Here is a 26,028-nt window from a genome sequence, read left to right as displayed (position 1 = left end):
AAAATATAAATGGAAAGGGTGTCATAATTTGTGGTATTTATAAACTTCTTTTGTTTACAGAAATGGGGAGATTATGTTTCGCAACAAAGGTTCCACTGAATATATGCTTAGGCACATAAGGGCGAGTGCAAGTAAGCATGCACAGGCCGAGAAAACTTGCGTTACGTTCGATAATCATGTCGAGGAGCTTTATAGAATAAATTTTACCCTGATACTAAACTTGCCAATATGAGCAAAGGAATATAGGTTGAAAAACATATTTTCTTAAAGACTAACACGTTTTTTAAAATGTGGGCAGGATAGTTAAATGAATAAGTCGAATGAAGTAAATATGACTGCCTATAGAAAAAAATAAATATTTGAGGGGAAATAACCACAAATGAGTAACCAAATTTATGTGAATTGGGGTGGCCATAATGTTAAACTTACATGGCTCCCAATGAAAAAAATTAACGATTACAATAAAATTACAAGCGTACATGGATATTGTTTTCATAAAGGTCACATTTTGTTAGTAAATGTAATTGATAGAGGCTTTAATATTCCAGGTGGTCATCTGGAAAAAGGGGAAACTCCGGAAGAGGCTTTTCATAGAGAGGCATATGAAGAGGGCTATGTAAAAGGCGAAATTGAATATATAGGAGCAATTGAAGTAAGTCATGAAGATAATCCATTGTTTGTTCCTAATGGAAAGTATCCACTAATTGGTTATCAAGTATTTTACAAAATGAATATAGAAGAATGTCTGCCTTTTCTTCATGAAAATGAAACCACAACTCGAATTTGGATCAAACCTGAAGAGGTACCAAATATAATGAATGACCACGAACTTTCCTTATTAGTGTTAAAAGAGGCGTTAAAAATAAAGTAATCTTTCGCAATTAACAAGTAGTTGAAAAAGAAACGAATCACAGACGCAATGTCAATTTGTAATCGAAATGCTTAAAAAAGCTGGATATAAAGAAATAGAAGATTTATCACTTGTTTGAGAAAACATAGAATATCAGTTGGTGTACATGCATTACGAGTCACCGTCATGATTAAAAGGACTAATTTTGCCATTTGGAAATACCTTTACAAGTTTTGGTCGACAGCTTGTTCCAGTACTATTGAATCGTGTTTATGCTGTTTTTCTGCATTGACGGGTAAGTAATGTACGCACAGAGAAAACATAAGCAATGCGAATAGAAGTAACTTTTTCATCTAATCAACTCCTTTTTCGAATAGTATTTCGAAAAGGAGATGGATCCCATCTTAGTCAATTGCAAAATAGTAGCGTTGATTAATATAAGTTTTCTTTCAGTCAAATAACGGACCATCTCTTTACCTATCTGCTAGATTTTTTAACGTGTCATCGTAATTTTCAAACAGATCTTGTAACCCATCTAAGAAATCTTGATCAATGTCTTTTAAAACGTCTACATTTAAAGGAGCAAATTTCTGTACAGATACTCGACCGTCATCTTCTAATTTAAATTTAAGTTCGTCACCTTGTTTTACCTTTAAATGATGTAATACATCTTGCGGAAGTGTTACTCCAAGACTTTTTCCAATTCTTGTTATTTTTCTTTCCACTTTTTTCACCGCCATTTCTTTATCTTTCGATTTTATCAAAAATGGGCAAAGTTATAATATCAATGAGTTAATTTACTGTTATAGCGATGTGTATATTATAACGTGGGAGTGAAAGAAGTGCGAATTAAAAAAAGGTCTGAATATCTTATTTTTGTCCCTTGTTTCTAGGTTATCGAACCATTCAGTCTTGAATTAAAACCGGTGCAGAAAATTCTAACTGGTTTACATAAATTCAAGATCACCAAATGTTCAGAATACTGACAAAGTGACAAACTATCTTTTACAGTTATTCAGATAAAATATATATAAAGGGGAGGATTTGATGAAGCGCATTGGATTGTCCTTTGTTGTTGTATTATTGATTTTGGCCGGGTGTTCTTTAAAAACGTCTATGGAGACGCTTACGGATGAATATACAACAGCTGATATCGCTACAATTGAAACCATAAGCTAAGAAATGTTCCTATACCACCATAATTACGATAATATGGACAGAGGAAATCACGATTATACTGAAAAGCCACTAGTCATTGAACCTCTAGTTGAAGGATTTAAAATCTCTAGGGGAGATGTAATTTTCTACCATAATGAAAATGGAGAAAAGGATATCTCAAGAATCATTGCCCTTCCGGGTGAAAAGATCAAAATAACGGGAGGTCAAGTGTATATTAATAGTCAAAAGTTGGATGCCTTTTACGGATTCGCTCATCGATTAGGTTTAGATAAGGATCGTTATTTTGAGATGATGGATGAAGCTGGGAATCAATACAATAAAAATGGAATGAGAGAGTATTTTGAAACGAATATGGAGCAAATAAAATTAGCGAGTGATGAGTATTATTTGATTGATGATGATTGGATGCGTGGAAAAATGAGGGTGATAAAAGAACAAGATATTGTTGGATTTGTATTAGGTTATACAGAATAACTCTCTTAGTTGATTACTTGTTTTGCCATAAAATATAATATGGATCGAGGCTACAATAAGAGGCCTCATTTTAAAATACTATTGAACTATATCAATTAACTTATTGGTCATTTCTTCTGATATAGTATATATAGTGTGTGTATCATCAATATTCATTAGGGTGCTTATTTGCTCTTTTTCTCCTAGCCACAAATGATAACCGTGATTAGAGCCATCTGCACAACCGACTTCTAAGTCGAACTCAGGTTCAATCATATTTACTATACCTTCTTCTTTAACAGCATTTGAAATGACATTTTTGAATAAATCGAGGATTCCTTCATCTTCAAATTCCGCATAAAAATCTGTATTCACTTTACCGAAACCACTTGATTTAGAAATACTTACTTTTGCTATTTTTCCATCAGCTATTCCGTTATTACAGCCTAACAGAGTGGCAGTCATAAATGTCAATGATAAAACCAGCATAATAATTATTCTCATTTATTATAACCTCCAAGCGTATTACTTAAATTAGACGAGGTAACCCTTATAAAGTTTCACTTCTGCTTAAAAAAACAAACTTTACACTGCATCTTCAGCTTCTGCATGGGGAATGCCTTTTTTTAGTAGGTATCGAAAAACGATTTAAGTTCCCTATTTATCTCATTATTTTTGGTTCGATCCTCCATTATTCTTCCCTACCTCTAGAAAAGTTTACAACATGAGAATGAAAAATTTACTTTTATAGAGACCATTTCATTTAACAGTAGGATTGCTTTATACATTAATGTATAATAATACGTAATTATAATTTTTTATACAAAGAGGAGGTGAAGCTAATGAATTTAATCTGTGAGTCCGAACGGTTAGATGATTATGTACAGGAAACAGATGAAGTAGATTTTTCTCATGCACTTATTCGCGCAAAGGTGAACGAGCTTTTCCACTCTTCACAAACAGAAATAGAAAAAGCAAAAATCGCATTTGCGTTTGTTCGGGACGAAATCGCTCATTCCTGGGATATTCAGAGTGAAAAAGTGACGTGCAAAGCATCAGAGGTTTTGGCTGAGAAAGAGGGGATTTGCTATGCAAAATCACACTTATTAGCGTCCTTATTACGTTCCCAAGGAATTCCTACTGGCTTTTGTTATCAACGATTGACATTATTGGATACACCTGAAGCTGGATATTGTATTCACGCTTTGAATGCCGTTTACTTTCGGTCACTGAATAAATGGGTGAGATTGGATGCGCGTGGAAATAAAAAGGGGGTTCAGGCTCAGTTTTCAATTGCAGAAGAGAAATTAGCTTTTCCCACACGAAAAGAGTTTGGGGAAAAGGATTATCCAATTATTTATACAAAGCCCCGTCCCAAAACTATTGCTGTATTAAAGAAATATACTGATCCACTCGAAATGTATAAATATCATTTGCCCGAAAGCTTATAGTGATTTTGTTAGAAAGTAAGTCTATAATGACTAGATTAATACTAAGAACATTTGAGGGAGAAATCATCAGTTGAATTTTGAGTTTTGCTAAAGAGGAAGGGAGAATGGCTATTGATGGCAAACAAATTACCGTTGAAAGGTGACCATGTAGGGAGTTTTTTAAGAACGGAATCTATTAAACAAGCAAGGGCAGCTTATGCAAAAGGGGAAATTGATAAAGCCTCCTTAAAAGAAGTAGAAGATCGTGAAATTGAAAAACTTGTACAAAAACAAATCGAGGCAGGCTTAAAAACGATCACTGATGGCGAGTTCAGACGTATTATTTGGCATCATGATTTCTTTTCCGGCTTTGAAGGGATTGAATTGATCAAAAATGAGAGAAAGGCAACATTTGGTGGTGGTCATAAACCAAAACCAATTACGATTGTTATTACGGACAAGATTAAAAATCATCACCATTATATGATCGAACACTTCAAATTCTTGAAGAAAGCTGTAGATAAGTATGGCGATGGAACACAGGTTGCGAAATTCGCCATTCCGGCACCAAGTGTGATTATGTATCGTTCCATTAATGAAAAAGAGAAAGAAATCTATCCAAACGCAATCGATATGTTTCATGACTTAGGTGTGGCGTATAGAGAAGTAGTGAATGCTTTATATGAAGCTGGTTGCCGGTATATACAATTTGATGACACGACTTTTACTGGATTTAATGATCCGACTTTTACCAAACGTATGATGGATTCAACGGGATTAAGTAAGGACAAGATCTTAGATCTAATCATTAAAACAACGAATGATGCTTTACAGGATAAACCAGAAGATTTAATCACAACAGTCCATATGTGCCGTGGAAACTTCCGGTCAAATCACCTGCATACGGATGGCGATTACGCGTATGTCGCACCTATTTTTGACCAATTACATTACGATGCATTCTTTTTAGAATATGATGATGAACGTAGTGGCGGCTTCGGGCCATTAAAATATATCCAACGCCGTGATGTGGAAATTGTCCTTGGGTTAATAACTTCTAAATTTCCGGAATTGGAAGATCCTTTCGTCATAAAAGAAAGGATTAAAGAAGCAAGTCAATTCATTCCTTTGGAAAATTTAGCGATAAGCCCGCAATGTGGATTTGCTAGTTCGGAGGAGGGAAATGTTTTAACAGAAGAGGAACAATGGAAGAAGATCAAACATATGATTCAAATTGCTGATCGTGTATGGAGAAAAGTATCTGTCAATAAATGAAATCAAGATCAGCGTCATTAGAAAATAACGACAATCTCCAAACACGGAGAGGAGGTATAAGACAGTGGATAAATTGTGGAACAACTCTTCAAATTAGATGAAATTTGAGGAGGAAGCATGAATGAATTTACATTTTAAACATGAGAAAAACATCCAGATCGAACAATTAGAAAAATTGTATAATGATGTACAATGGTACGCGTATACACAAGATTTAGACTTGTTGCAAAACGCGGTATTACAGTCATTGGACGTGTTATCGGCTTGGGATGGGGATGAATTAGTTGGGCTCATCCGTGTGGTAGGGGACGGGTTAACCATTCTCTATATTCAGGACATCCTAATATTGAATACTTATCAAAATCAAGGAATCGCAACTCAACTTATGCAACGGATTTTACAAAAGTATCGGCATGTTCGGCAAAAAGTTTTATTAACGGAAGAGGCGGCGGATGTAAGGCATTTTTATGAAAAGAATGGCTTTGAATCGTGTGATCAAGGTTTATTAGTTGCTTTTACTCAGGTAAGGTAAAGAGCATCAAAAAGTTGTATCTGAAATTCAGATGCAACTTTTTGCATGAACCTTAAGAAAACAATTCAAGAACTGTTTGACTTTTATAATTTAGTTCGTTATGATTGACAATAATTTCATAATCAATTTGATGACGAGACAGAGTAGTTATGTTTATCTTATCTACAGAGAGTTGACGAGGTGCTGAAAGTCAACGGTAAGACCATAATGAAAATCCTCTCCGAGAAGCAAAGTTGAAAGCTTACTTAAACTTTGACGGCATTCTACCGATACCCAGGACGCGTATGATGGTACGTAGTGTATGGACAGATGAAAAACCACTACTATGGTTTTTTTATTTTGTTTATGGAGGCTTATATATTTGTATATAAACTCGATCTCTGCGTATAGGGGTCGAGTTTTTTGTTTAATATTTATTGCTTTTTAAATAAAAATGAGGTGAACAAATTGAAAGAGGCCAATGTCGAAATGGAAGAACGCATTCGGAAACAATGGGAACAAGAGAGAACATTCGAGCGTTCCATCGCGAATCGTGAAGGGAAAGAGACGTTTGTTTTTTATGAAGGTCCGCCAACAGCTAATGGCTTACCACACGCAGGGCATGCGCTTGGTCGTACGATCAAGGACTTTGTCGCAAGATACAAAACTATGACTGGTTATCAAGTATTGAGAAAAGCGGGTTGGGATACGCATGGTTTACCTGTGGAATTAGAGGTTGAAAAGCAGTTAAATATTCGTGGGAAGGAGCAAATTGAGCAGTACGGGGTAGAGAATTTCATTCAAAAATGTAAAGAAAGTGTTTTTGCCTATGAAAATGAATGGAAACAATTTACGAAAGCTCTTGGGTATTGGGTCGATATGGAGGATCCGTATATCACGTTAAATAATGATTATATTGAATCTGTCTGGAACATATTGTCCACGATCCATGAAAAAGGCCATTTGTATAAAGGGCATCGAGTTGTGCCGTATTGCCCTCAATGTGAGACGTCTTTGAGTTCCCATGAAGTGGCCCAAGGGTATAAAGATGTCTCGGATTTATCGGTTACCGCTAAATTTCGTTTGAAGGGAACCGAGAATGAATATTTGTTAGGATGGACGACAACACCTTGGACATTGCCAGGGAATGTGGCCTTAGCTGTTAATCCAGAGATGAATTATGTACGAGTGAGACAGGGAAGGGAACAATTTATTCTCGCAGAGTCTCTGGCTCCAGTAGTAATGAAAGAGGATTATGAAATCCTCAATGTGATGAAGGGAAAAGATTTAATCGGTCTTGCTTACGAGCCGCCATTCCACTATGTGACAATCACGAATGGCCATAAAATTATTGGCGCTGATTTTGTGACAGAGACAAGTGGAACAGGCATTGTTCATATCGCTCCAGCCCATGGGGAAGATGATTACAAGGCGACCCAAGAGAATCAATTTGATTACGTGAATGTAGTCGATACGAAAGGTCGTTATAAAGAATACGTAACGCCACTTGCAGGCCGATTTGTAAAAGATTGCGATGTGGACATCATCAAGATGCTATCCAAACAAAATCTCTTGTTTGATAAACAAAAATATGAACATAGTTATCCCCATTGTTGGCGGTGTGACAGCCCTCTTCTCTACTATGCAATGGAAGGCTGGTTTATCAAAACAACAGCATTAAGAGAAAAAATGCAGGCTAATAATCAAGAGGTTGAGTGGTTTCCTGCCCATATGAAGGACGGTAGGTTTGGGAATTTTTTAGAGAATATGGTGGATTGGAATATTGGTAGGAACAGATATTGGGGCACACCATTAAACGTGTGGATTTGCCAAGAATGTGGAAAGGAAAAAGCCCCACATTCTATTAAGGAATTACGGGAGCTTTCTGCAGAAGAAGTACCGGAAAACATCGAATTGCATAAACCTTATGTGGATCAGGTGCAATTTACTTGTTCCTGTGGTGGACGGATGCAGAGAACAAGTGAAGTGATTGATGTTTGGTTTGATAGTGGCTCAATGCCATTTGCCCAATATCATTATCCATTTGAAAATAAGGATTTATTTAAGAAACAATTCCCTGCTGATGTCGTGATTGAAGGGGTGGACCAAACAAGGGGCTGGTTTTACAGCTTATTGGCTGTCTCTACTTTATTTACCGGGCAATCCCCTTATAAACGTGTTCTTTCTTTAGGGCATATTTTAGATGAAAATGGCCAAAAGATGTCCAAGAGTAAGGGGAATGCTTTGAACCCTGTGGAACTGATCCAGGAGTTTGGTGCGGATTCGTTAAGATGGGCATTGTTAGCGGACAGTTCACCATGGCATAATAAACGTTTTTCCAAGAAAACGGTTAGTCATGCCAAATCCAAAGTGATGGATACGCTCCAAAATGTGTATTCCTTTTATTCGCTGTATGCAGAAATCGATCAATTTAATCCAGAAAGCGACCTAGGAGGGACACGTACGACTCTTGATGATTGGATTTTATCTCGCTTGCACACGGTGATGAAGGAAGTGAGACAAAGCTTAGAGGATTACGATATCACGAAAGGGGCAAGAGCGATTTCATTGTTTCTCGATGATCTTAGCAATTGGTATGTAAGGCGCTCTCGACAACGCTTTTGGAGCAGTGGAATGACAAAGGACAAAAAGGCAGCCTTCAGCACGTTATTTGAAGTGTTAACAAAACTGTGCCAGCTAATGGCCCCTTATACACCGTTTGTGACAGAGGACATCTACACAAAGTTAATGAATGACAGTGTGCATCTATCAGATTATCCACAAGCAGATGAACGCTTTATCAACGAACAGTTAGAGCAGGAAATGGATGCTGTTTTACAAATCGTAGAGCTGACAAGGTCGCTTCGCAATGAAGTCGGAATCAAAACAAAACAACCTTTAGCGAAATTAATCGTTATTCCGACAGAAGCCTATCCTTTATCACAGCTGCAACATTATTCATCCATCATCAAAGAGGAAGTAAATATAAAAGAAGTAGAGTTTAGGCCGGATGGTCAAGAATGGCTCCAACTTGATTTTAAATTAAATTTTGCTGTAGCAGGGCCAAAGTTTGGAAAATCAATCGGTGAAATAAAGAATAAAGTAGCGGATTTAAAAGAGGAGGATAAGAGTAAATTCCTTGAAGAAAAAGAAATCCAATTCGTGTTGCCATCTGGCGAATCCGTTACGCTCACGACAGATGATATAAAGATCGAGAAAAAGGGAAGAGATGGGTTTGAGTTATTAGAGGGAAGCAACTTTTTAATCTTATTAGATACAACCCTAACACAAGAATTAAAAGAAGAAGGATTGGTCAGGGAATTTGTTCGGGCTGTACAAACGTATCGAAAGGAATTGAATCTTCCAGTTGATTTACGAGTAGATCTGTTTGTTCAGACCGATCCAAAGTTGCAAAAAGTATTAAAAGATTTTAATGAATTAGTGCAAAAGAATCTAATCTTGAATGAAATCCACTTTGAAAGTAAAACGGAAATGAAAAGTTTCAACGTGGAAGGGAATGAAGTTAAATTATCCATTAAATTGTAATGTCTAAGTTACATTCATTAATTGGCTTATAGTAGAAGAAGGGAGAAAAACCATTCTTCTACTATTTTTTAAACCGATAGCCTACACCCCAAATGGTTTCGATAAGTTGTGGGTTGGAGGGGTCTTCCTCAATTTTTTCGCGAATTTTTCTGACGTGAACGGTGACTGTGGTGAGGTCTCCCACTGCATCATAACCCCAAATCCGTTCCATTAACTGTTCTTTTGTAAAAACGATGTTTGGGTTTGTTGCCAAGAATTGAAGTAAATCAAATTCTTTCGCCGTAAGCATTCGCTCTTCACCATGCAGAAATACTTGTCTTGAGTCACTTTGGATCGTTAAGCCTTTTATTTGGATGTGATGCTGTTTGGCTTCACGATTAATTAACCGATCATAGCGCGAGAGATGGGCTTTCACTCTTGCGACCAACTCACTTGGATTAAATGGCTTAACAATATAGTCATCGGCACCCCGATCAAATCCCCGAATTTTGTCTATGTCTTCTTTTCTAGCTGTGACCATGAGGATCGGGATATCCAATGTTTGCCGCAACATTTTACACAATTCAAAACCATCAATCCCAGGGAGCATTAAATCTAAGAGAATTAGATCGTAAGTGTGGTTTCTAGCAAGTTCTAATCCCTTTTCACCTGTTGTAGCGAAAACCATTCACTTCTAAATAATCACGTTCCAATTCAGCGATATTTCGTTCATCCTCAATGATCAATATCTTCTGCATGTATATCCCCTTTTTTCAATTTGAAATAGATGCTTGTTCCTTTTCCTAATTCACCATCCGCCCAAATTTCCCCACCGTGAGCTTCAATCATTTTCTTTGCAATCGATAATCCCAATCCACTTCCACCAGTGGAGGAGTTCCTCGAAGAATCAGTACGATAAAAACTTTCGAAAATAAAGGGAATGTCTTCCTTGCTGATCCCGATTCCATTATCTTTGATTTCTACATAGACATAGTCAGGATCAGAGGTAAGGTGAACGATGATTTCTTTCTGCTTATCCATGTATTTCAAACTGTTTTGGATTAGATTGGTGACAACACGTTTCAATTTCTCCCGGTCAGCTTCCACGATATAGGAATCGTCTTTGTTTGCCACCAGGATAGCCGTTCCTTGTTCTTTCTCCAATTGAAAGGCCAACTCTTCTATAAAATCAGCAAAAAAAGAATATAAATCCACCTTTTCAAAATGAAAGGGCAATTGTTTTAAGTCCAACTTAGAATATAAAAATAATTCGTCAATGAGCGCATCCATATCATGTGTTGTTTTATAAATGGTGTCCATATAGCGTTCTAATTTTTCTGGAGTATTGGCAACACCATCTTGAATGCCCTTCACATAACCTTTGATGGAAGTTAACGGGGTTTTCAAATCATGAGAGATACTGGCAATCAATTCCTGGCGGTTTTGTTCATATTGCACTTGGGCTTCCTTCGCCTCTTTTAGCTTCAGACGCATAGATTCAAATGTTTGCGTAAGCTCCCCAAGTTCATCCTTTTTATTGGATTTAATCCGAAAATCTAAATCATCTTTACTGATTTTCTTGGCGGCAAGAGATAACTTTTGGATGGGGCTGAGGATGCTTTTGGACACATAATACGTTAATAATCCATTGGTGATGATTAAGACAAGGATCATGGCGATCAAGCGAAATATCAAAAATCGAGATAAATCTGCACCATAGGGCTCTCGATTAAAAATCACAAACAATACATACCCCAAAATAATTTCGACTAAAAAAAAGCCGATGATCGGAATCACAATCATGCCTATATTGGAAAGAACTAAACGTTTCTTTATCGACAAAGCGATCACCTACATTGAAATTGGTCGTCATTGTTTTATTATAATATAATAAACTCCAAAAAACAGGGCTGCCAAGCATGGACAGCCTGTGTCATATCATTCCTTACTGGGACGGCTTTGGCTTTTATGATCGATTAACGGGACGAGGATGGCACATACGAACGAGGTGAAATAGGGTAGAAATTTGATTCCCATCGGTTCATTCCATAAAACCATTCCAAGTATGCCAATAAAACTAGATAAAGCGATGCCCACAATAAAGCCTCCGATTATCCCAACAATCACAGCTAAAAAAAGTCTCATTTTCCATACCTCCCATTCTCAGTTTTTGTCTTAAATAAGGTCCAAGTCTTGATCACAATCGAACACGACAGCACAAATAGTAAAATAGCGATCACAACATGCATAGGACCGATCCATGGGAAGACGGTTCGCATATTGGCAGTAAAGTACATCAGGAATATGGAAACGAATATTCCAAATAGTTGCCAATAGGCCCAACGCGGCATCACACCGACAAACGCGAAGACAAGCATGAAAATGGGTACATTAAATCCAAACAGATGGACAAACATCATGTGCTTTATCCAAACTGCTGAATCCATAAAAATTGCTATCCCTGCTAAATATAATTGTACCAAGATACATATGGTAAAAAGGATAGCTAAAATAAGATAAGTCATTCTTCCAACACGCATTCTCGTATGATTTGTTTTCAAACAAATTCTCTCCTAAGTTCATCTGTTTCCATCATACGAGGCAATTCTAAATCCCTTCTTATGAAATTCTTAAATAAATCTTAAATGATTTGGAAGATCCTATTTTTTCATAAAGACAGGCACAGGAATGCATAAGAGTGGGGAAGCGTCCATGATTCAATCGCACTTCCCCTAAGTATTGGTTTTCTCTTTGATTATCGATTTTCTTCAAGCTGACGATCCAAAAACTGCATCCGCTTATTAAACAGGGTTGGATAGGATAAGTAGCCAAGCATACTGCTAGTGATCACTGCTGTAGTAAGGAGCAAAAAGAGTATCAGTAATTGAAACATAACAGCTTGGATAGGATCGGCCCCTGCGATGATTTGCCCACTCATCATGCCAGGAAGCTGGACAAGGCCAATCGTTTTTTGACTTTCAATAGTAGGAATGGTGCTTGCCTGAATAGAGGTAATCAGCTGTCGATGAATTGCTTGTTTAGGTGTCCCACCCAGTGACAAAATCAGTTCTGTTTCATCCCGGCGAGAGGCCATTTCCGCTGTGAACCTGTTCAGAAAGAGAATTCCCAATACCATGGAGTTCCCGATCACCATTCCGCTAATAGGGATGATATATTGCGCTGTAGCGGGAGTGATTTTCAGTCCCAAGAGAATCCCTTGTGTTAATATTTCAACAAAACAAAAGGTGAGAACCAATTTCCAGGTAATTCCCTGTATCGAAGCCCCTTTTTTTCGGGCATTTAGTGCGGCTGCCCCGATCATAAGTCCAACCATCAATAAAATATAAAGGAAGTTTTCCGAATCAAAGACAAATTGAAGGAGATATCCCACTACAAGTAATTGGATAATCGAACGTACTGTGGCAATGAGTGTATCTTTTTCCAATCCTAATTTTAATGTTTTCGATAAAATAAGCGGAATGATGACAAAAACAAGTGTCATCGTTAATGTAAGGAAGCTCATTCTACTTCCCCCTTTATAAAGCGTTTCACTTTATCATTTTGCGGATGATTGAGTAAGTCGCTTTTTCCCGACTCGATCAGTTCTCCGTTCATCATCACCCACGTATAATTTCCCACCGTTAAAGCTTGCTGGAGATTATGGGTAATCCAAATAATCGTCGTCCTGTATTCCTCATTGATGTGCCTAATCAGCTTTTCAATATCCTGCTGAGAGACTCGGTCGAGGGAAGAAGTGATTTCATCCAACAACAATATATCTGGCCGATTGACAAGGGTGCGTGCAATCGATAGTTTTTGCCGCTGACCACCTGATAAGTCCTTACTGTTCCGATCTAAAAGATCCTTTTCCAGACCAACAACATTCATTAAACGGTTCTCTTCTTCCTTAGGCAAAACTTTGCCTTGAAGTGTTAAAGGAAGATCTAAGTTTTTCCGGACACTTCCATGGATCATCGGGGCATTTTGCAAGGCAATGCCTACATTGCGGCGCAATTCCACCTGGTCATAATCATCAATCGGTTTGCCGTGAATGTATATTTCCCCTGAACTTGGTGATTTCATCGCATTGCATAATCGGAATAAGCTCGTTTTTCCAGCCCCCGAAGGCCCCACTAAGGTGGTGATTTTTCCTTCGTGGAAAAAACCGGTAATATTTTTAAGGATCTGTAAACCATCTACTGCATAATTCACTGATTCAAAGCGAATCGCCGCTTGGTTGTTTGTGTTCAAGTATTTCACTTTCCCTTCATTATAAAAAAGAAATCTAATTGGATACAAGTTACATTATAATATAGTTATTGGAGACTAAAAGCCAATTTTGACTACAAAGGCTTTATAATATGAAAAATATAGCGAATGGAAAATGGAGGGCCCTATTATGAGAAGTGAAGCTGAAATGATGAATATCCTAATGGAGTTCGCAAAGGATGATGATCGCATTCGAATGGTCACACTGGAGGGGTCACGTACAAACCAAAATATTCCCCGTGATTCATTCCAAGATTTTGATATTTCCTACTTCGTAACAAACCTTGATTCTTTCAAAGAAAGTGCCGATTGGTTGGATCTGTTTGGAAAACGTTTGATGATGCAGAAACCAGAAGATATGGAGCTTTTTCCGCCAGAGTTAGGGAATTGGTTTTCCTATATTATTCTATTTGAAGATGGAAATAAGTTAGACTTAACGCTTATTCCTGTAGAGGAAGTGGAAGATTATTTTTCGAAAAGTGATGGGCTAGTAGAGATCTTGCTAGATAAAGATTCATTCGTCAAGAAAGACTTACAGGCGAATGATCAGCAATATTGGATTAAAAAACCAACAGCAAGAGAGTTTGATGATTGTTGTAATGAATTTTGGATGGTTTCAACCTATGTGGTAAAGGGATTGGCCAGAAATGAAATTCTTTTTGCGATCGATCATTTACATGAAATTGCTCGGCCCAATTTATTGAGAATGATGTCCTGGCAAATCGGTATAGAATGCGGATACACCTTTAGTGTGGGGAAGAACTATAAATTTATTCAGCACTATCTTCCCAAAGAGGATTGGAGAATACTTCTATCAACCTATTCACAACAGGACTATCCAAACATGTGGGAATCTTTATTTACTTGTTATCAGTTATTCAGAAAATACGCCAAACTTGTCGCGAATGGACTCGAGTTTCCCTATCCAGAATATGATGCTGCAATTACGCGGTATACGGAAAAGATTTATCGAACATGGAATAAGAGCAAATAAATAAGTGTCTGTCCCATCACAGTGTGCAGGAGACAGACATTGATTTAATACAATTCATTATTCTATGGCATGGTAAAAATGGGGAAAACTAGGGTGGTCTCTAAATGAAGCGTTGCGTGGTTAAATATTTGTCTCGTTCATTGCTATCACATTCTAGGTTACATAACTACACCTAGATTGTATCATATAATATAGTTTAGAGAAGAGACTGGGTGAAATTCATGTCGAAAGTTGAAGAACTGGCTCTTGCTAATGAAATGGTTGACGGGAGGCCACTTTTGAAAATGATATTCACCTTAAAAGAGGAGAGTGTGTCAACTATGACAACTCCTATTGTCCAACTGGAGGATTATAATCCAAATTGGGAAAACCAATTTGCATATGAGAAAAGAAGAATAATCGGGGCGATCGGAAAACAAATTTTAGGACTCGAACATATTGGAAGCACATCGATCAAAGGGATGCAGGCCAAACCGATCATTGATATCATGGTTGGTTTACGAGACTTAAAAGAAGTGCCGCAATTAGTGAATCCGTTAGGGGAAATAGAATTTGAATATGTGCCAAAACCCGAATTAATAGATAGAAAGTTTTTTAGAAAGGGGGAGTGGGGACGAGGGACTTGCCATTTACATATATGTAAGTCCAATAGCAACGAATGGAGAGAAAAAATATGGTTCCGTAATTATTTGAGATTGAATCCTCAAATTGCCAAAGAGTATGTTGCTTTAAAAAAAGACCTAGCATCTAGATATACACATGATCGACCGACCTATACAATGAAAAAAGAACCTTTTATAAAAAGTGTGATTCAATTAGCAAGGCAGGAATGGGGGGGAAAGTGAATAGGAGAGTCGATTGCCGTTCATTCCCCTAACAGCAATCGACATTGGTGATACCTATTCAATTCGCCAATCCACTTCTGTTTGTCCTGTCTTTTTTAAAATTTCATTTGTTTTTGAAAAAGGTTTACTGCCAAAAAAGCCACGGTAGGCAGATAATGGACTAGGATGGGGAGACTTAATAATATAATGTTTCGATGTATCAATGAGCGCTTGTTTGCTTTGCGCTGCGCTTCCCCATAAGATGTAAATGACAGGTGTTGCTTTTTCATTTAACACTTTGATAACCTGGTCGGTGAAAATCTCCCAGCCTTTCCCGCGATGAGAATGGGCTTGTCCTTGGCGTACGGTTAAAACGGAGTTTAATAGGAGCACTCCTTGTTCAGCCCAACTTACTAAATAACCATGATCTGGTGGTGGAACCCCGAGATCATTCTCCAGTTCAATAAAAATATTTTTCAATGATGGTGGCTGTTTAACTGTCGGCTGCACAGAAAAGCTAAGCCCATGGGCTTGATGCGGTCCATGGTAAGGATCCTGCCCCAATATGACAACTTTTACTTGCTCAAAAGAAGTATAGTGGAGAGCATTGAAAATATCATGCATCGGTGGATAAATCGTTTGGGTAGCATATTCCCTTTTGAGAAATTCCCTTAATTTTACATAGTAGGGTTTCGTGAATTCGTCGCCTACCTTTGTAGCCCAGTCATTTTTTAAAATTTGTTTACTCATCCTATCCTTCCTAACCTATAAAACTATTTATTTGGATAAGCAAAGGATATCATATAAAAGAGATGAAAATAAATATGTAACCGTTGAAGAATGAAAAAAGACTGCCGAATGCCGACAGTCTTAAATATTTGCTTTTTACACTCCAAGCGTATTTTTCGCCATTTCTTCATATTCCGCTAAGCCAGATTTCGCTGCAAATTCGGCGATGCCAATGGGGTAGGCTGCCAAAAGCTCGGTAATATGTTCAAACATGGCAGGCCATACATAACCGCCGGCTTTTTTCTAATAGCCATATCAATTACTTCTTTATTTGAAAGAGTCCTTTCTCACGTATTGCTGAAATTTCTCGGCATCTGCCTTTTTGTATTCCACGACGACCATATTCAATTACTGGGTGAACCTCTCCAACTAAATCGAAGATTTTGATGGAGCATCCCTTATCTTAAATACAGTACAAACCAAGCAATTAAAACACCTTCGGTGCCTCTAGCGCCTGAATAAGACTAATGAATGAAGATAAGGTTTGACATGTTCTTTTTATCAACTCAGGAACTTTTGCCTGAAGAGACAACCATGACTTTTCAGACATGGATTTTTCGTAAGCTCGAATAAAATACCGAGCTGCAATGTTATAACTAGCTGATAGGTCAGCATGGTAAACCTTTCCCGTTGAAAATGTTGCAAGGTCCTTTTTATCATTTCTCTCTACTTTGCCAGAACCATCATACGCTAAAGCACTGGTATTGCGTGGGTTTACTCTAGTAATTCGCATCCCAACATAGTGAGCCATTTCTTCTACTTTGTTTTGAATAGCTGTTTTTCGCCAATAACGTAGTTTGAAACGAAGTTTCTTTGCACCCCAAAAACCTTTCGGCACTCTCATTTTATTGAGGTATTCGAACACGATTACATCACAATGGTGTTCTTGCGCAAACTTCACGATCTCATGAGATGTGTGGTTTACAATATGTTTTTGTAGTCCGTTTACTTGTCGCCAATAGTTTGGTGCCGCAACCCAACCAGAAGCACGCTGAACTTTTCGTAGTTTATTTGTTAAGTGATACAATCGGTCTTTTTCTTTGGTCTGATTAATAAACTTACGAGCCAAGACAGTGCCTTTTGCATCCATAACAGAACAAACCGCAGAGTTTGAGATCCCCAGGTCTACAGCACATACTTTTTGATTCTTTATGTCCGTTTTGCTTAATTTCACTTTGTTTGTATAACTAATGTTTAAAAAGTATTTCTTTCCAACCTTAACAAGCTTCGGACTGTGTTCTTTCCATCCCCAAACATTACGCTTATATAGGTCTTGTCCCTTAAACTTAATATCCATCCATACCCAATCTTTGTTATGGAACACCTTGATTTGAGCAGTAGTATCGGATGTTCTTACGAACATATTCCCCTTATATAAAACAGGAAACTCGTTATGTATAAGTTGAAGTTTAGGGGGATTCTTTTTAAACCTTTTACCTTCGGAAAGCGCCATTTCTCTTTCACTTTCCCAATTCCGATAGTTAGAACGGTAACTTTTAACTTTACCAAGGGCAGTAGCAATCGCACTTCGTCTAAAGTAAGATGGGAATTTATGAAAGTCCCGGTTAAATTCCGTGTATTTAGGAGAAGGGTTTGTTTTAGTTGTATGAATTAACTTTTCGACAGGTGCAACGATTGAACTTGAAGAAAAGCATTCTAAGTCATCAAATTCTTTATCAATCACTTCGATCATGTAAGTCAATGCCCGATTATAAACTTGCAATGTCGCATCAAAGATACCTGAATGGTTTATGATTTTGTGTCTCAAAGTTTTAGCTACCTTCATACCAACCCCTCCTTTCTAAAACGTATGTTCTACATTATATTATACTATATGCAGGTTTAGTTGTACATACAGATAGGAGAATTATGAAAGATTACAATAAGAATAGACACGCTTATTATAAATTGACTTATCATTTAGTTACAGTTGCAAAATATAGACATAAATGACATCTCCCCCTTATCATTGGGCTACGCGCTTCACACGATTGACGAGGGAGACTTCTTTCGGAATTAATTTTGACACGATGGGGGATTTTCCTTAAAAAAAGAGTTCAATAGTATAATAAAAAATATGCGGAAACGGACTGTAATTTGCGAAGATAGATATTATTCTACTCTTAAGTGTTTAAATATATCGGAATGGATGTGCTAGCGAATTTAACTATGGAGGATAATAATGAGTGATTTTCTAACAATTGATGAAGTAGAAGAAATTTTTTCAACAACGGTTTTTAATCATGGCAAACAATACTATCAGCAAGGGCGGGTAAGAAATTTATATTATGATCCAAATAACCTCATTTGGCATGCGATCGTGAAAGGAAATAGGGAGTATAAAGTGACGATCGAAGAGTTTGATCATGAATATGAATTTGACTGTGATTGTCCAGCTTTTGACAGTTATTGGGAACCTTGTAAGCATGTTGCTGCTGTATTGTTGAAGGTTTGCGAAACAGTTGGTGGACGTCCTCTAGGAACAAGTAAACAAGATGAAAAAGAGTTAAAGTCCGTACAAGCACAAATTCAAAAGAGGTTAACAGATCAGTTTATTCAAGGAGTTGCACACCTCAAACAGCATGAGCTAGCCGCAATGAATAGGAGTAAAACAACATTACAAGTCTTAAAGGTTGAATGGAGTTTCAGATTCCATCAATCTTATTATAATCGTGATCCGATCCTGTGTTTGCAAATGAAAACAGGTCCTAAACGAGTATATGTCGTGAAGAATATAAGGGAGTTTTTGCAGAATGTTGAAATGCTTGAGACTTATCCATTTACGAAAAACTTTACCTATGATCCTAATGAACATGTTTTTTCAGACAAGGATCAAGAGGTGATTCAGGTTCTCCAGAAGGCGCTACAAATGGAAAGCATGCATCAACGAATATATGGAGTATCCGATTATGAAGGTTCCGAGGAACGTTTCATCCCGATTCCACCTCTGTTGGCTGAGGAATTGTTGTTAAAAATAGCAGGAAGTGACTTGTTGCGATTTGAAGTTCAATCTCAGGTATATAAAGATATTCACATTCATCAACATGAATGGCCGATTTCTCTTCAATTAGAGAAAGGGGAATCAAGTGGATTTCAGCTTCGACCATCTGTGCCGCATCCATTAGAATTTTCAAGTTTATATGGCTTGTTGATCGAGTATAATCATTTTTATTTTCTGTCTCCAGCCCAACAAACATTATTTAAAGAATTAGTGGATGCTATTTTTGGACAGAAGCAAGCTGCTTTGCAAATTGACGAAGAACAAATAGAACCTTTTTTATCTCACGTTGTTCCTTATATGAAAAAGATCGTGAAATTGGAAGTTGCGGAGGAGATATCCAGTCAAATGGTTGATTTCCCGCTTGAAGCTAAAATGTACGTCGACCGAGAGGGAGATCGTTTGCAAGTTTCCCTGGAATATCAATATGGAGATGTTTGTTTTAACCCCTATCAAAATGAAAATATGAAAAATGAAGACAATGGTCCAATCCTTGTACGTGACTCGGAAAAGGAAGAAGCCATCAGTGATTTACTTGAAGCGACTTCTCTGACCGTCCATGGAAAATTACTTTATCTGGATGGAGAAGAGGAGATATGTGACTTTTTATATGAAACGATTCCCTTACTAGAAAATCAAGTGGAGATCTATTTAACAAATGCGGTAAGGACGCTAATTTTACCAGAAAGACCGTCTCCAGTGACGAATTTTGATGTGGATTCAGCTGGTAATTGGTTGGATGTATCTTTTAATGTAGATGGAATTGATCAAAAGGAAATCAAACATATTTTGCAATTTGCAGTCGAGAAGAAAAAATATTATCGCTTACCTTCAGGGGCTTTCCTTCCATTGGATGGGGAAGAATTTCAGACAGTACAGAAAATGATGGATGACCTACAGTTGAAACCATCGCAAATGAAAGATGATTCTTTCCAAGTTCCTTTATATAGAGGATTCCAATTGGATGAAGTGTTGAAAAATAACGAGGAACATAAAGCGCAATATGGAAAAAGCTTTCGACGCTTACTTCATCGCTTAAAAAACCCGGATGAGCTGGACTTTTCAAAACCCTCAAACTTACTGGCTGAGTTAAGAGATTATCAAACCTATGGATTTCAGTGGCTTAAAACATTGAACGTGTATCATCTTGGTGGAATTTTGGCAGATGACATGGGATTAGGGAAAACTCTACAAAGTATTGCTTATCTTTTATCTGAAAAAGAAGAGAAAGACGCGTTAGAACCCGCTCTAGTTGTTGCACCAGCATCGCTCGTATACAATTGGAAAAATGAATTCAAAAAATTTGCTCCATCCTTAAAGGTGGATGTGATGCATGGAACACGATCAGAAAGAGTGGAGAAATTAAATGATGTACGTTCAGCCGATGTCCTCATTACCTCTTATCCCACGTTGAGACAGGATATGGAAGAATATAGTCAGCATACATTTAGCACTTTGTTTTTAGATGAAGTACAAGCGATCAAGAACTATGCAACCAAAACGGCAAAAGCGGTAAGAAGTATCCAAGCTGATACCCGTTTTGCACTTAGCGGTACTCCAATTGAAAATTCAATTGATGAGCTGTAGTCGATTTTCCAAACCATTTTGCCGAATTTCTTCCCGAACCAGGCGGCGTTCCGACAAATAGAGCCGAAAAAGGTCGCGAAAATGATTCGTCCATTCCTTTTAAGAAGAGTGAAAAAAGATGTTCTAAAAGAGTTACCTGAGAAAATTGAGACAACTCATTATTCTGAATTGACGAAAGCACAGAAGGAAGTGTATCTAGCTTATTTAGAGAGAATCAAAAAGGAAACAGAAGAATCCCTTTTGGAAGATGGATTTCAAAAAAGCCGGATCAAAATTCTCGCTGGATTGACGCGTCTTAGACAATTATGTTGTCACCCGGCATTATTTTTAGAAAATTACAAGGGGCAATCAGGGAAACTAGATCAATTATTGGAACTTGTCTCCAATGCGCGTGAAAATGGACAGAGGATTTTGATTTTTTCTCAATTTACCAGCATGCTTGCAATTATCCGTGACCAGTTCATGGAGGCGGGGATGAATCTTTTCTATTTAGATGGTCAGACGGAACCGAAAGAGCGTGTTGCCTTAGTCGATCGCTTCAATCAAGGGGAAGCGGATATCTTTCTGGTTTCCTTGAAAGCAGGAAATACAGGATTAAATTTAACCGGAGCCGATACCGTGATTTTATATGACCTATGGTGGAACCCGGCGGTGGAAGAACAAGCGGCGGGCAGGGCCCATCGCATCGAACAAAAGAAAGTCGTTCAAGTTATTCGATTGATTACTCAAGGGACGATTGAAGAAAAAATCTATGAATTGCAACAAAGTAAAAAGGAATTAATCGAAACCGTGATCGAATCCGATGAACAAGATCTATCGAAAATTACGGAAAAAGATATAAGGGAAATCTTGAACATTTAAGTAGACCCACGAAGATATGTAGCAGGGCCCGACAGGTCTTACTAAAAAGCCATCTGGTTGAAAGGAAGATTGAGAACATGGAAAAAGTCGTCTATTGGTCAGCATTTGAACATGATGATATTCAATTATACCTAGCAGCTTCGAAAAAGGGATTGTGCTATGTCGCATTACCGAATGAGTCGTTTGAAACAATGGAGCAATGGGTTTTCCGTCACTTTTCGGCACCTACCTTAGTGGAAAGTGATTCATTCCTTCGTAGTTATGCTGATCAATTGCACCAGTATTTTCAGAAACAGTTAAAGATTTTTCAGGTGTCTTTAGATTTACGGGGAACCCCTTTTCAGGTTTCAGTTTGGAATGAATTAAGCCGAATTCCGTTCGGGATTACTTGCAGTTACTATGATATCGCCCTCAGGCTAGACAATCCGAAGGCGACACGAGCAGTCGGGACAGCAAATGGAAAAAATCCCATCCCGATTATTATTCCGTGTCACCGGGTCATTGGTAAAAATACCCTAACCGGTTTTCGGGGTGGATTAAGATTCAAGGAAACATTTTTACAATTAGAAGGGATCGAACATTATAATGTCGCGGGACATGCGAGATTCAACTTTTAATTATTCGTGGGATCGGGCCATGGACAGCAAATTATGTCATGATGCGCTGTCTGAGGGATCCATCAGCCTTTCCTATTGGAGATGTGCCTCCAAAATGCCGTTAAAGAAAATCTTGGATTGACTCGGAAGCCAACGGAAAAGGAGTTAAGGGAACTAGCCGTTTTGTGGAGAGGCTGGGAAGCGTATCAAACCTTTTATTTGTGGCAGAGTCATTCGTGATATGCTGGTTTTTCGGAAAAACAGAACAGAACGTCTGGATGAAAAACTCCTTGTCCTACCCTTTTGATGCAAAAATACTTACGAATGTTCACCTTGTATAAGGAATATGCTTATAAGAGCGAGCATATGGAATGGGGGTTATGAACATTGATCAACAAAGTGGACGATGCAATCAACCGTCTTATTGCCCAATTTCATCAAGATCAAACAGCAGACGGATCATGGAATTATCCATTTGAAATGGGGATTGTGACGGATTGTTACACGATTATTTTACTAAGAATGCTTGAGATTGAGAATGAGGAAAAACTAATTAAGGGACTGGTGCGCCGGATTAGGGAAAGACAACAATCAAATGGGGCGTGGAAACTATATAAAGATGAAAAGGATGGAAATTTATCCGTAACGGTGGAAGCTTATTTTGCATTACTATATTCAGGGTATAAACATGAGCATGAACCTAAAATGCAAGCTGCCAAAGAATTTATTATCGGGAAGGGGGGAATTTCACGAACACAATTATCTACAAAAATGATGTTAGTCATTACCGGTCAATACAAATGGCCTGATTTTTCAATCCCAATCGAATTTATGCTATTGCCGGAAACCTTCCCGATCAACTTCTTTGATTTCTCAGTATTTGCGAGATCAAATATCGCTCCTCTTTTAATCCTTGCCAACAAAAAGTTCACCATACAAACGAAACAAACGCCCAATCTATCGGATCTGCTTATTAACGAGGATGATACCTTCTTTACAATGGAGGAAAGACGTGAGTGGCGCTCTATTTTAGATGTGATTGAGCAAGGAATTGAAACTCTTTTCGGGTTGCCTGAGGAGCTCCATCAGCTTGCTTTAACGCGAACAAAGGATTATATGTTGCAGCGGATCGAACCAAATGGGACACTCGAAAGTTATTACAGTGCTACTTTTTTTATGATTTTTGCCTTGTTGGCTGAAGGGCATGGAAAAAGAGATTCCATCATTTTCCATGCAGTCAATGGGATCAAGTCGATGATCTGTAAAATTGGGAACAATCCCCATGTTCAATATACAACGGCGAATGTGTGGAATACGGCGTTAATTAGTTATGCCTTACAAGAGGCAGGAGTCCCCTTTCATTCCCCGGTCGTTGAAAAGGCCAATCAATATATACTGTCGCGGCAACATCATCGATTTGGCGATTGGGCGCTTCATAATCCGAACATCTTACCTGGTGGTTGGGGATTTTCCGATGTGAATACGATCAATCCAGATGTGGATGATTCTACTGCCGCATTAAGAGCAATGGCCTTATCTGTGGGGAAAACTGCCAACTTTCTTCCATCATGGAATCGGGGGGTGCAATGGGTAATGTCGATGCAAAATGACGATGGGGGCTGGCCGGCATTTGAACGAAATATCGATAAACAAATTCTGACCCTGCTTCCGATTGATCGTGTAGAAGATCTAGTATTAGATCCCTCTTCACCCGATTTAACAGGAAGGACATTGGAGTTTTTCGGAAATTATACGAATATAACCAAAGACCATCCGATGATTAAGCGAGGGGTAGATTGGTTGCTTGATCAGCAAAGGGAAGATGGATCATGGGATGCGAGATGGGGGATTTATTATATTTATGGAACATGGGCAGCTGTAACGGGATTACGATCTGTGGGGATTTCACCGCACCATCCCGCGATGCAAAAAGCAATGGGCTGGTTGCGTAAAATCCAACTAGCAGATGGGGGTTGGGGGGAATCTTGTAATAGTGACAAAGAAAATCATTATATTTCGTTGCCAAGCAGTACAAGAACCCATACAGCCTGGGCACTCGATGCCCTGATCGCGACGGCAACAGAAGTCACACCGGAAATAAAGAATGGGGTAGAATTTCTAGTTCAAGAAAAGGAAGCAGCATGGACAAGAAATTACCCAAAAGGAAGGGGAATGGCAGGAGCCTTTTATATTCACTATCATAGCTATGACTCTATCTGGCCCTTAGTCGCGCTTGCCCATTATAAAAAGAAATTTCATTAGAATATGGGGCAAGGCATTGCTTGTTTTAAATGAGAGTGGTCGTACACATCTTTTGTTTATGAACCCATATGACGAAATAGACAACGCCAATCTTGATTGTTTTAGTGGATAATTGGAATGAACTAAATTTATCTGGCATACCTTAGATTGAAAATAACACTAGATAGAGACAGAGCAGAAGGGGGAGTTATGAATTAAGAAGAATTACTACCTATTTATTTTTACGATTTTCTCCATGTTCTTAATAGCTGCCTGCAATAAAGAAGAGCTAAATAAGGAAGAGCCAACAACAGGGGACAACGAGAATGAAGCAGAAACATCATCTTGGGGATACGACGGAGAGCCTGCCACAGTCACGATGCTGATCAATGTCGGCGAAGAGGAGTTCAGCCGCCGTTATCAGGAGCAAATAGCTGAAGTGTACCCCAATATTACATTGAAGCTTATTTCCGGATCACCAAATGACTCCCAGTTTTTACAGGAACAATTCGCTCGTGGCGAAGTACCCGATATTATTCCAACCATCCCGACACTGGAATATATCGAAGATCTCGACTTGCTCATGCCCATTGACGATATGGTTGAGCAAAGCGGCTTTGACCTCGGCGTATTCCGGGAGGGCATCATCGACAACCTGCGCGCCATTGATCCTCTTGGCGAAGGGAATCTATACGGGTTGCCGATCGAATCGACGCTGATGGTTATGTACTATAACAAAGACATTTTTGACCGGCTTGGTGAATCCTACCCGGTTGAAGGAATGACCTGGGAGGAAGCGTTAGAGTTGGCAAAAAAACTGACGCGTGAAGTCGATGGCGTCCAATATAAGGGACTAGCACTCGAACCATCATATGCAATTCCATATACCCAGTTCGCTATCCCCGGCACCGACCCTGAAACAGGTGAGGTTTTATTCACGCAGGACCCGAACACAAAGCGCGTGTTCGATTGGCTTGACAAACTCCGCAACATCCCTGGACTGATGGACATGGACGAGGCTCGCCCGGATGGCTTCGGCGGAAACGGGCAAAACATTGCGATGTGGATTAGCACAGCGCCGTGGTTGCCACTACTTGCTCCGGTCGAGGGATTGGATTTCGATATGACCAGCGTGCCCGTATGGGAGGATATGCCTGGTATCGCGCCAACGACACCAGCGATGCCATTTAACATTACAAAACACAGTGAAAACAAAGAAGCCGCCTGGGCTGTTATCTCGCATCTAGCGACAGAAGAAGGGCAAAAGGTCCTCTCCGCCGCTGGAAGTGCGCCAACGTATGACAGTGAGGAAGTTTTCGCCTTATTTGGTCATATGGACTTAGAAGACGGAGCCACGTATAACGTTCAGGCCCCATTTATCAACCAGATGGGAGAATTGCCGCCGTATTCTAAATATGGACCACAGGTGACCTTCCATGGTGATAATTTTATTACAGCTAAAGCAAGAGAATTCCTTGAGTCTGATGTGGATGTCGTCACATATCTTCGGCAGATGGAAGAAGAGTATACTACGATTGTAGCGGAGATGAAGGCAAAAGAATAGTTTCAGAGGGAGGCACCCTCCGGTCGATGGCCGGAGTTTTTTGTGTACCACAGTTACAAAACCTAAGTGGGTAAACTTTATA

Annotated in this window: 22 protein-coding genes and 4 pseudogenes; 15 read left to right on the top strand and 11 right to left on the bottom strand. The window is 38.7% G+C overall.

The features are described from left to right. Positions 1 to 379: 379 nt before the first annotated feature. A complete protein-coding gene (locus KI363_RS14095; protein WP_212966710.1) occupies positions 380 to 871 on the top strand; it encodes an NUDIX hydrolase in 492 nt (163 codons plus the stop codon). Between the two features lie 452 nt (positions 872 to 1,323). Here the strand turns inward: KI363_RS14095 and KI363_RS14090 are convergent, their stop codons facing one another. Further along, positions 1,324 to 1,590, bottom strand: a complete 267-nt coding sequence (locus KI363_RS14090) for an AbrB/MazE/SpoVT family DNA-binding domain-containing protein (RefSeq protein WP_212966709.1) — start codon at positions 1,588 to 1,590, stop codon at positions 1,324 to 1,326. Positions 1,591 to 1,897: 307 nt separating this feature from the next. Between KI363_RS14090 and KI363_RS22280 the strand changes: the two genes are divergently transcribed. Further along, complete coding sequence (locus KI363_RS22280) at positions 1,898 to 2,029, top strand: hypothetical protein (protein ID WP_281414133.1); 132 nt, start codon at positions 1,898 to 1,900, stop codon at positions 2,027 to 2,029. 33 nt (positions 2,030 to 2,062) lie between these two features. After that, the gene (locus KI363_RS14085; RefSeq protein ID WP_212966708.1) at positions 2,063 to 2,503 is read left to right on the top strand and encodes a S26 family signal peptidase; all 441 of its coding nucleotides are present in this window, start codon (positions 2,063 to 2,065) and stop codon (positions 2,501 to 2,503) included. A 78-nt stretch (positions 2,504 to 2,581) separates the two neighbouring features. Here KI363_RS14085 and KI363_RS14080 read toward each other — a convergent pair whose 3' ends face one another. Continuing rightward, positions 2,582 to 2,986, bottom strand: a complete 405-nt coding sequence (locus tag KI363_RS14080; protein ID WP_212966707.1) for a YhfM domain-containing protein — start codon at positions 2,984 to 2,986, stop codon at positions 2,582 to 2,584. A 338-nt stretch (positions 2,987 to 3,324) separates the two neighbouring features. On the opposite strand from KI363_RS14080, the gene KI363_RS14075 reads away from it, so the two are divergent. The 4 genes from KI363_RS14075 (at position 3,325) to ileS (ending at position 9,244) form a co-directional block, all read left to right on the top strand. Then, positions 3,325 to 3,933: a transglutaminase-like domain-containing protein gene (locus tag KI363_RS14075; protein ID WP_212966706.1), complete on the top strand. Its 609-nt coding sequence runs from the start codon at positions 3,325 to 3,327 to the stop codon at positions 3,931 to 3,933. Between the two features lie 114 nt (positions 3,934 to 4,047). Then, positions 4,048 to 5,187, top strand: coding sequence for a 5-methyltetrahydropteroyltriglutamate--homocysteine S-methyltransferase (locus KI363_RS14070; RefSeq protein ID WP_212966705.1), 1,140 nt, complete (start codon positions 4,048 to 4,050; stop codon positions 5,185 to 5,187). 121 nt (positions 5,188 to 5,308) lie between these two features. Next, a complete protein-coding gene (locus KI363_RS14065) occupies positions 5,309 to 5,719 on the top strand; it encodes a GNAT family N-acetyltransferase (protein WP_212966704.1) in 411 nt (136 codons plus the stop codon). A gap of 447 nt (positions 5,720 to 6,166) precedes the next feature. Continuing rightward, positions 6,167 to 9,244 carry an isoleucine--tRNA ligase gene (ileS, locus tag KI363_RS14060; protein ID WP_444543504.1) on the top strand — a complete coding sequence of 1,026 codons (3,078 nt, stop codon included), beginning with the start codon at positions 6,167 to 6,169 and terminating at the stop codon, positions 9,242 to 9,244. Between the two features lie 61 nt (positions 9,245 to 9,305). Here the strand turns inward: ileS and KI363_RS14055 are convergent. From KI363_RS14055 to KI363_RS14030, 6 genes and pseudogenes are all read right to left on the bottom strand, one after another. Continuing rightward, positions 9,306 to 9,981, bottom strand: a pseudogene (locus KI363_RS14055) (response regulator transcription factor). Beyond that, entirely contained in the window at positions 9,959 to 11,065 is a 1,107-nt protein-coding gene (locus KI363_RS14050) for a sensor histidine kinase (protein WP_212966703.1), read from the bottom strand. The pseudogene KI363_RS14055 and the gene KI363_RS14050 overlap by 23 nt, the downstream one beginning before the upstream one ends. 96 nt (positions 11,066 to 11,161) lie before the next feature. Further along, positions 11,162 to 11,368, bottom strand: a complete 207-nt coding sequence (locus tag KI363_RS14045) for a DUF5957 family protein (protein WP_158323881.1) — start codon at positions 11,366 to 11,368, stop codon at positions 11,162 to 11,164. Next, on the bottom strand, positions 11,365 to 11,784 hold the full coding sequence (locus tag KI363_RS14040) for a DUF6220 domain-containing protein (RefSeq protein WP_212966702.1): 420 nt from the start codon (positions 11,782 to 11,784) through the stop codon (positions 11,365 to 11,367). Before KI363_RS14040 ends, KI363_RS14045 begins: the two co-directional genes overlap by 4 nt. Before the next feature lie 194 nt (positions 11,785 to 11,978). Further along, the gene (locus KI363_RS14035; RefSeq protein WP_212966701.1) at positions 11,979 to 12,746 is read right to left on the bottom strand and encodes an ABC transporter permease; all 768 of its coding nucleotides are present in this window, start codon (positions 12,744 to 12,746) and stop codon (positions 11,979 to 11,981) included. Then, positions 12,743 to 13,474: an ABC transporter ATP-binding protein gene (locus KI363_RS14030; protein ID WP_212966700.1), complete on the bottom strand. Its 732-nt coding sequence runs from the start codon at positions 13,472 to 13,474 to the stop codon at positions 12,743 to 12,745. The genes KI363_RS14035 and KI363_RS14030 overlap by 4 nt, the downstream gene beginning before the upstream one ends. Before the next feature lie 148 nt (positions 13,475 to 13,622). On the opposite strand from KI363_RS14030, the gene ant(6) reads away from it, so the two are divergent. Beyond that, the gene (ant(6), locus tag KI363_RS14025) at positions 13,623 to 14,486 is read left to right on the top strand and encodes an aminoglycoside 6-adenylyltransferase (RefSeq protein ID WP_212966699.1); all 864 of its coding nucleotides are present in this window, start codon (positions 13,623 to 13,625) and stop codon (positions 14,484 to 14,486) included. 221 nt (positions 14,487 to 14,707) lie between these two features. Continuing rightward, a complete protein-coding gene (locus KI363_RS14020; RefSeq protein WP_246516877.1) occupies positions 14,708 to 15,331 on the top strand; it encodes a GrpB family protein in 624 nt (207 codons plus the stop codon). A gap of 54 nt (positions 15,332 to 15,385) precedes the next feature. Here the strand turns inward: KI363_RS14020 and KI363_RS14015 are convergent, their stop codons facing one another. From KI363_RS14015 to KI363_RS14005, 3 genes and pseudogenes are all read right to left on the bottom strand, one after another. Next, positions 15,386 to 16,060 (bottom strand): uracil-DNA glycosylase, encoded by a 675-nt coding sequence (locus KI363_RS14015; protein WP_212966698.1) that lies wholly within the window; start codon positions 16,058 to 16,060, stop codon positions 15,386 to 15,388. 135 nt (positions 16,061 to 16,195) lie between these two features. Next, a pseudogene (locus KI363_RS14010) lies at positions 16,196 to 16,342 on the bottom strand (macrolide 2'-phosphotransferase); the annotation flags it as partial. Positions 16,343 to 16,526: 184 nt separating this feature from the next. Continuing rightward, complete coding sequence (locus KI363_RS14005) at positions 16,527 to 17,885, bottom strand: RNA-guided endonuclease TnpB family protein (RefSeq protein ID WP_212966697.1); 1,359 nt, start codon at positions 17,883 to 17,885, stop codon at positions 16,527 to 16,529. A 396-nt stretch (positions 17,886 to 18,281) separates the two neighbouring features. Between KI363_RS14005 and KI363_RS14000 the strand changes: the two are divergent. From KI363_RS14000 to KI363_RS13985, 6 genes and pseudogenes are all read left to right on the top strand, one after another. After that, positions 18,282 to 20,993: pseudogene (locus KI363_RS14000) on the top strand (SNF2 helicase associated domain-containing protein); the annotation flags it as partial. Beyond that, a complete protein-coding gene (locus KI363_RS22060) occupies positions 20,970 to 21,545 on the top strand; it encodes a DEAD/DEAH box helicase (RefSeq protein WP_281414136.1) in 576 nt (191 codons plus the stop codon). The pseudogene KI363_RS14000 and the gene KI363_RS22060, both read left to right, overlap by 24 nt. A gap of 77 nt (positions 21,546 to 21,622) precedes the next feature. After that, positions 21,623 to 22,162 carry a methylated-DNA--[protein]-cysteine S-methyltransferase gene (locus KI363_RS13995; RefSeq protein ID WP_212966696.1) on the top strand — a complete coding sequence of 180 codons (540 nt, stop codon included), beginning with the start codon at positions 21,623 to 21,625 and terminating at the stop codon, positions 22,160 to 22,162. Next, positions 22,147 to 22,381, top strand: a pseudogene (locus tag KI363_RS22055) (DNA-3-methyladenine glycosylase family protein); the annotation flags it as partial. The gene KI363_RS13995 and the pseudogene KI363_RS22055, both read left to right, overlap by 16 nt. Before the next feature lie 147 nt (positions 22,382 to 22,528). Further along, positions 22,529 to 24,403, top strand: coding sequence for a squalene--hopene cyclase (gene shc, locus KI363_RS13990; protein ID WP_158323862.1), 1,875 nt, complete (start codon positions 22,529 to 22,531; stop codon positions 24,401 to 24,403). Between the two features lie 235 nt (positions 24,404 to 24,638). Further along, positions 24,639 to 25,946 carry an ABC transporter substrate-binding protein gene (locus KI363_RS13985; protein WP_212966695.1) on the top strand — a complete coding sequence of 436 codons (1,308 nt, stop codon included), beginning with the start codon at positions 24,639 to 24,641 and terminating at the stop codon, positions 25,944 to 25,946. Positions 25,947 to 26,028: the final 82 nt, after the last annotated feature.

The sequence above is a fragment of the Lederbergia ruris genome (genome assembly GCF_018332955.1).
GTDB lineage: Bacteria > Bacillota > Bacilli > Bacillales > Bacillaceae_C > Lederbergia > Lederbergia ruris.
Note: the sequence above shows the minus strand (reverse complement) of the source record. Positions and strands in the feature narration are given on the sequence as shown.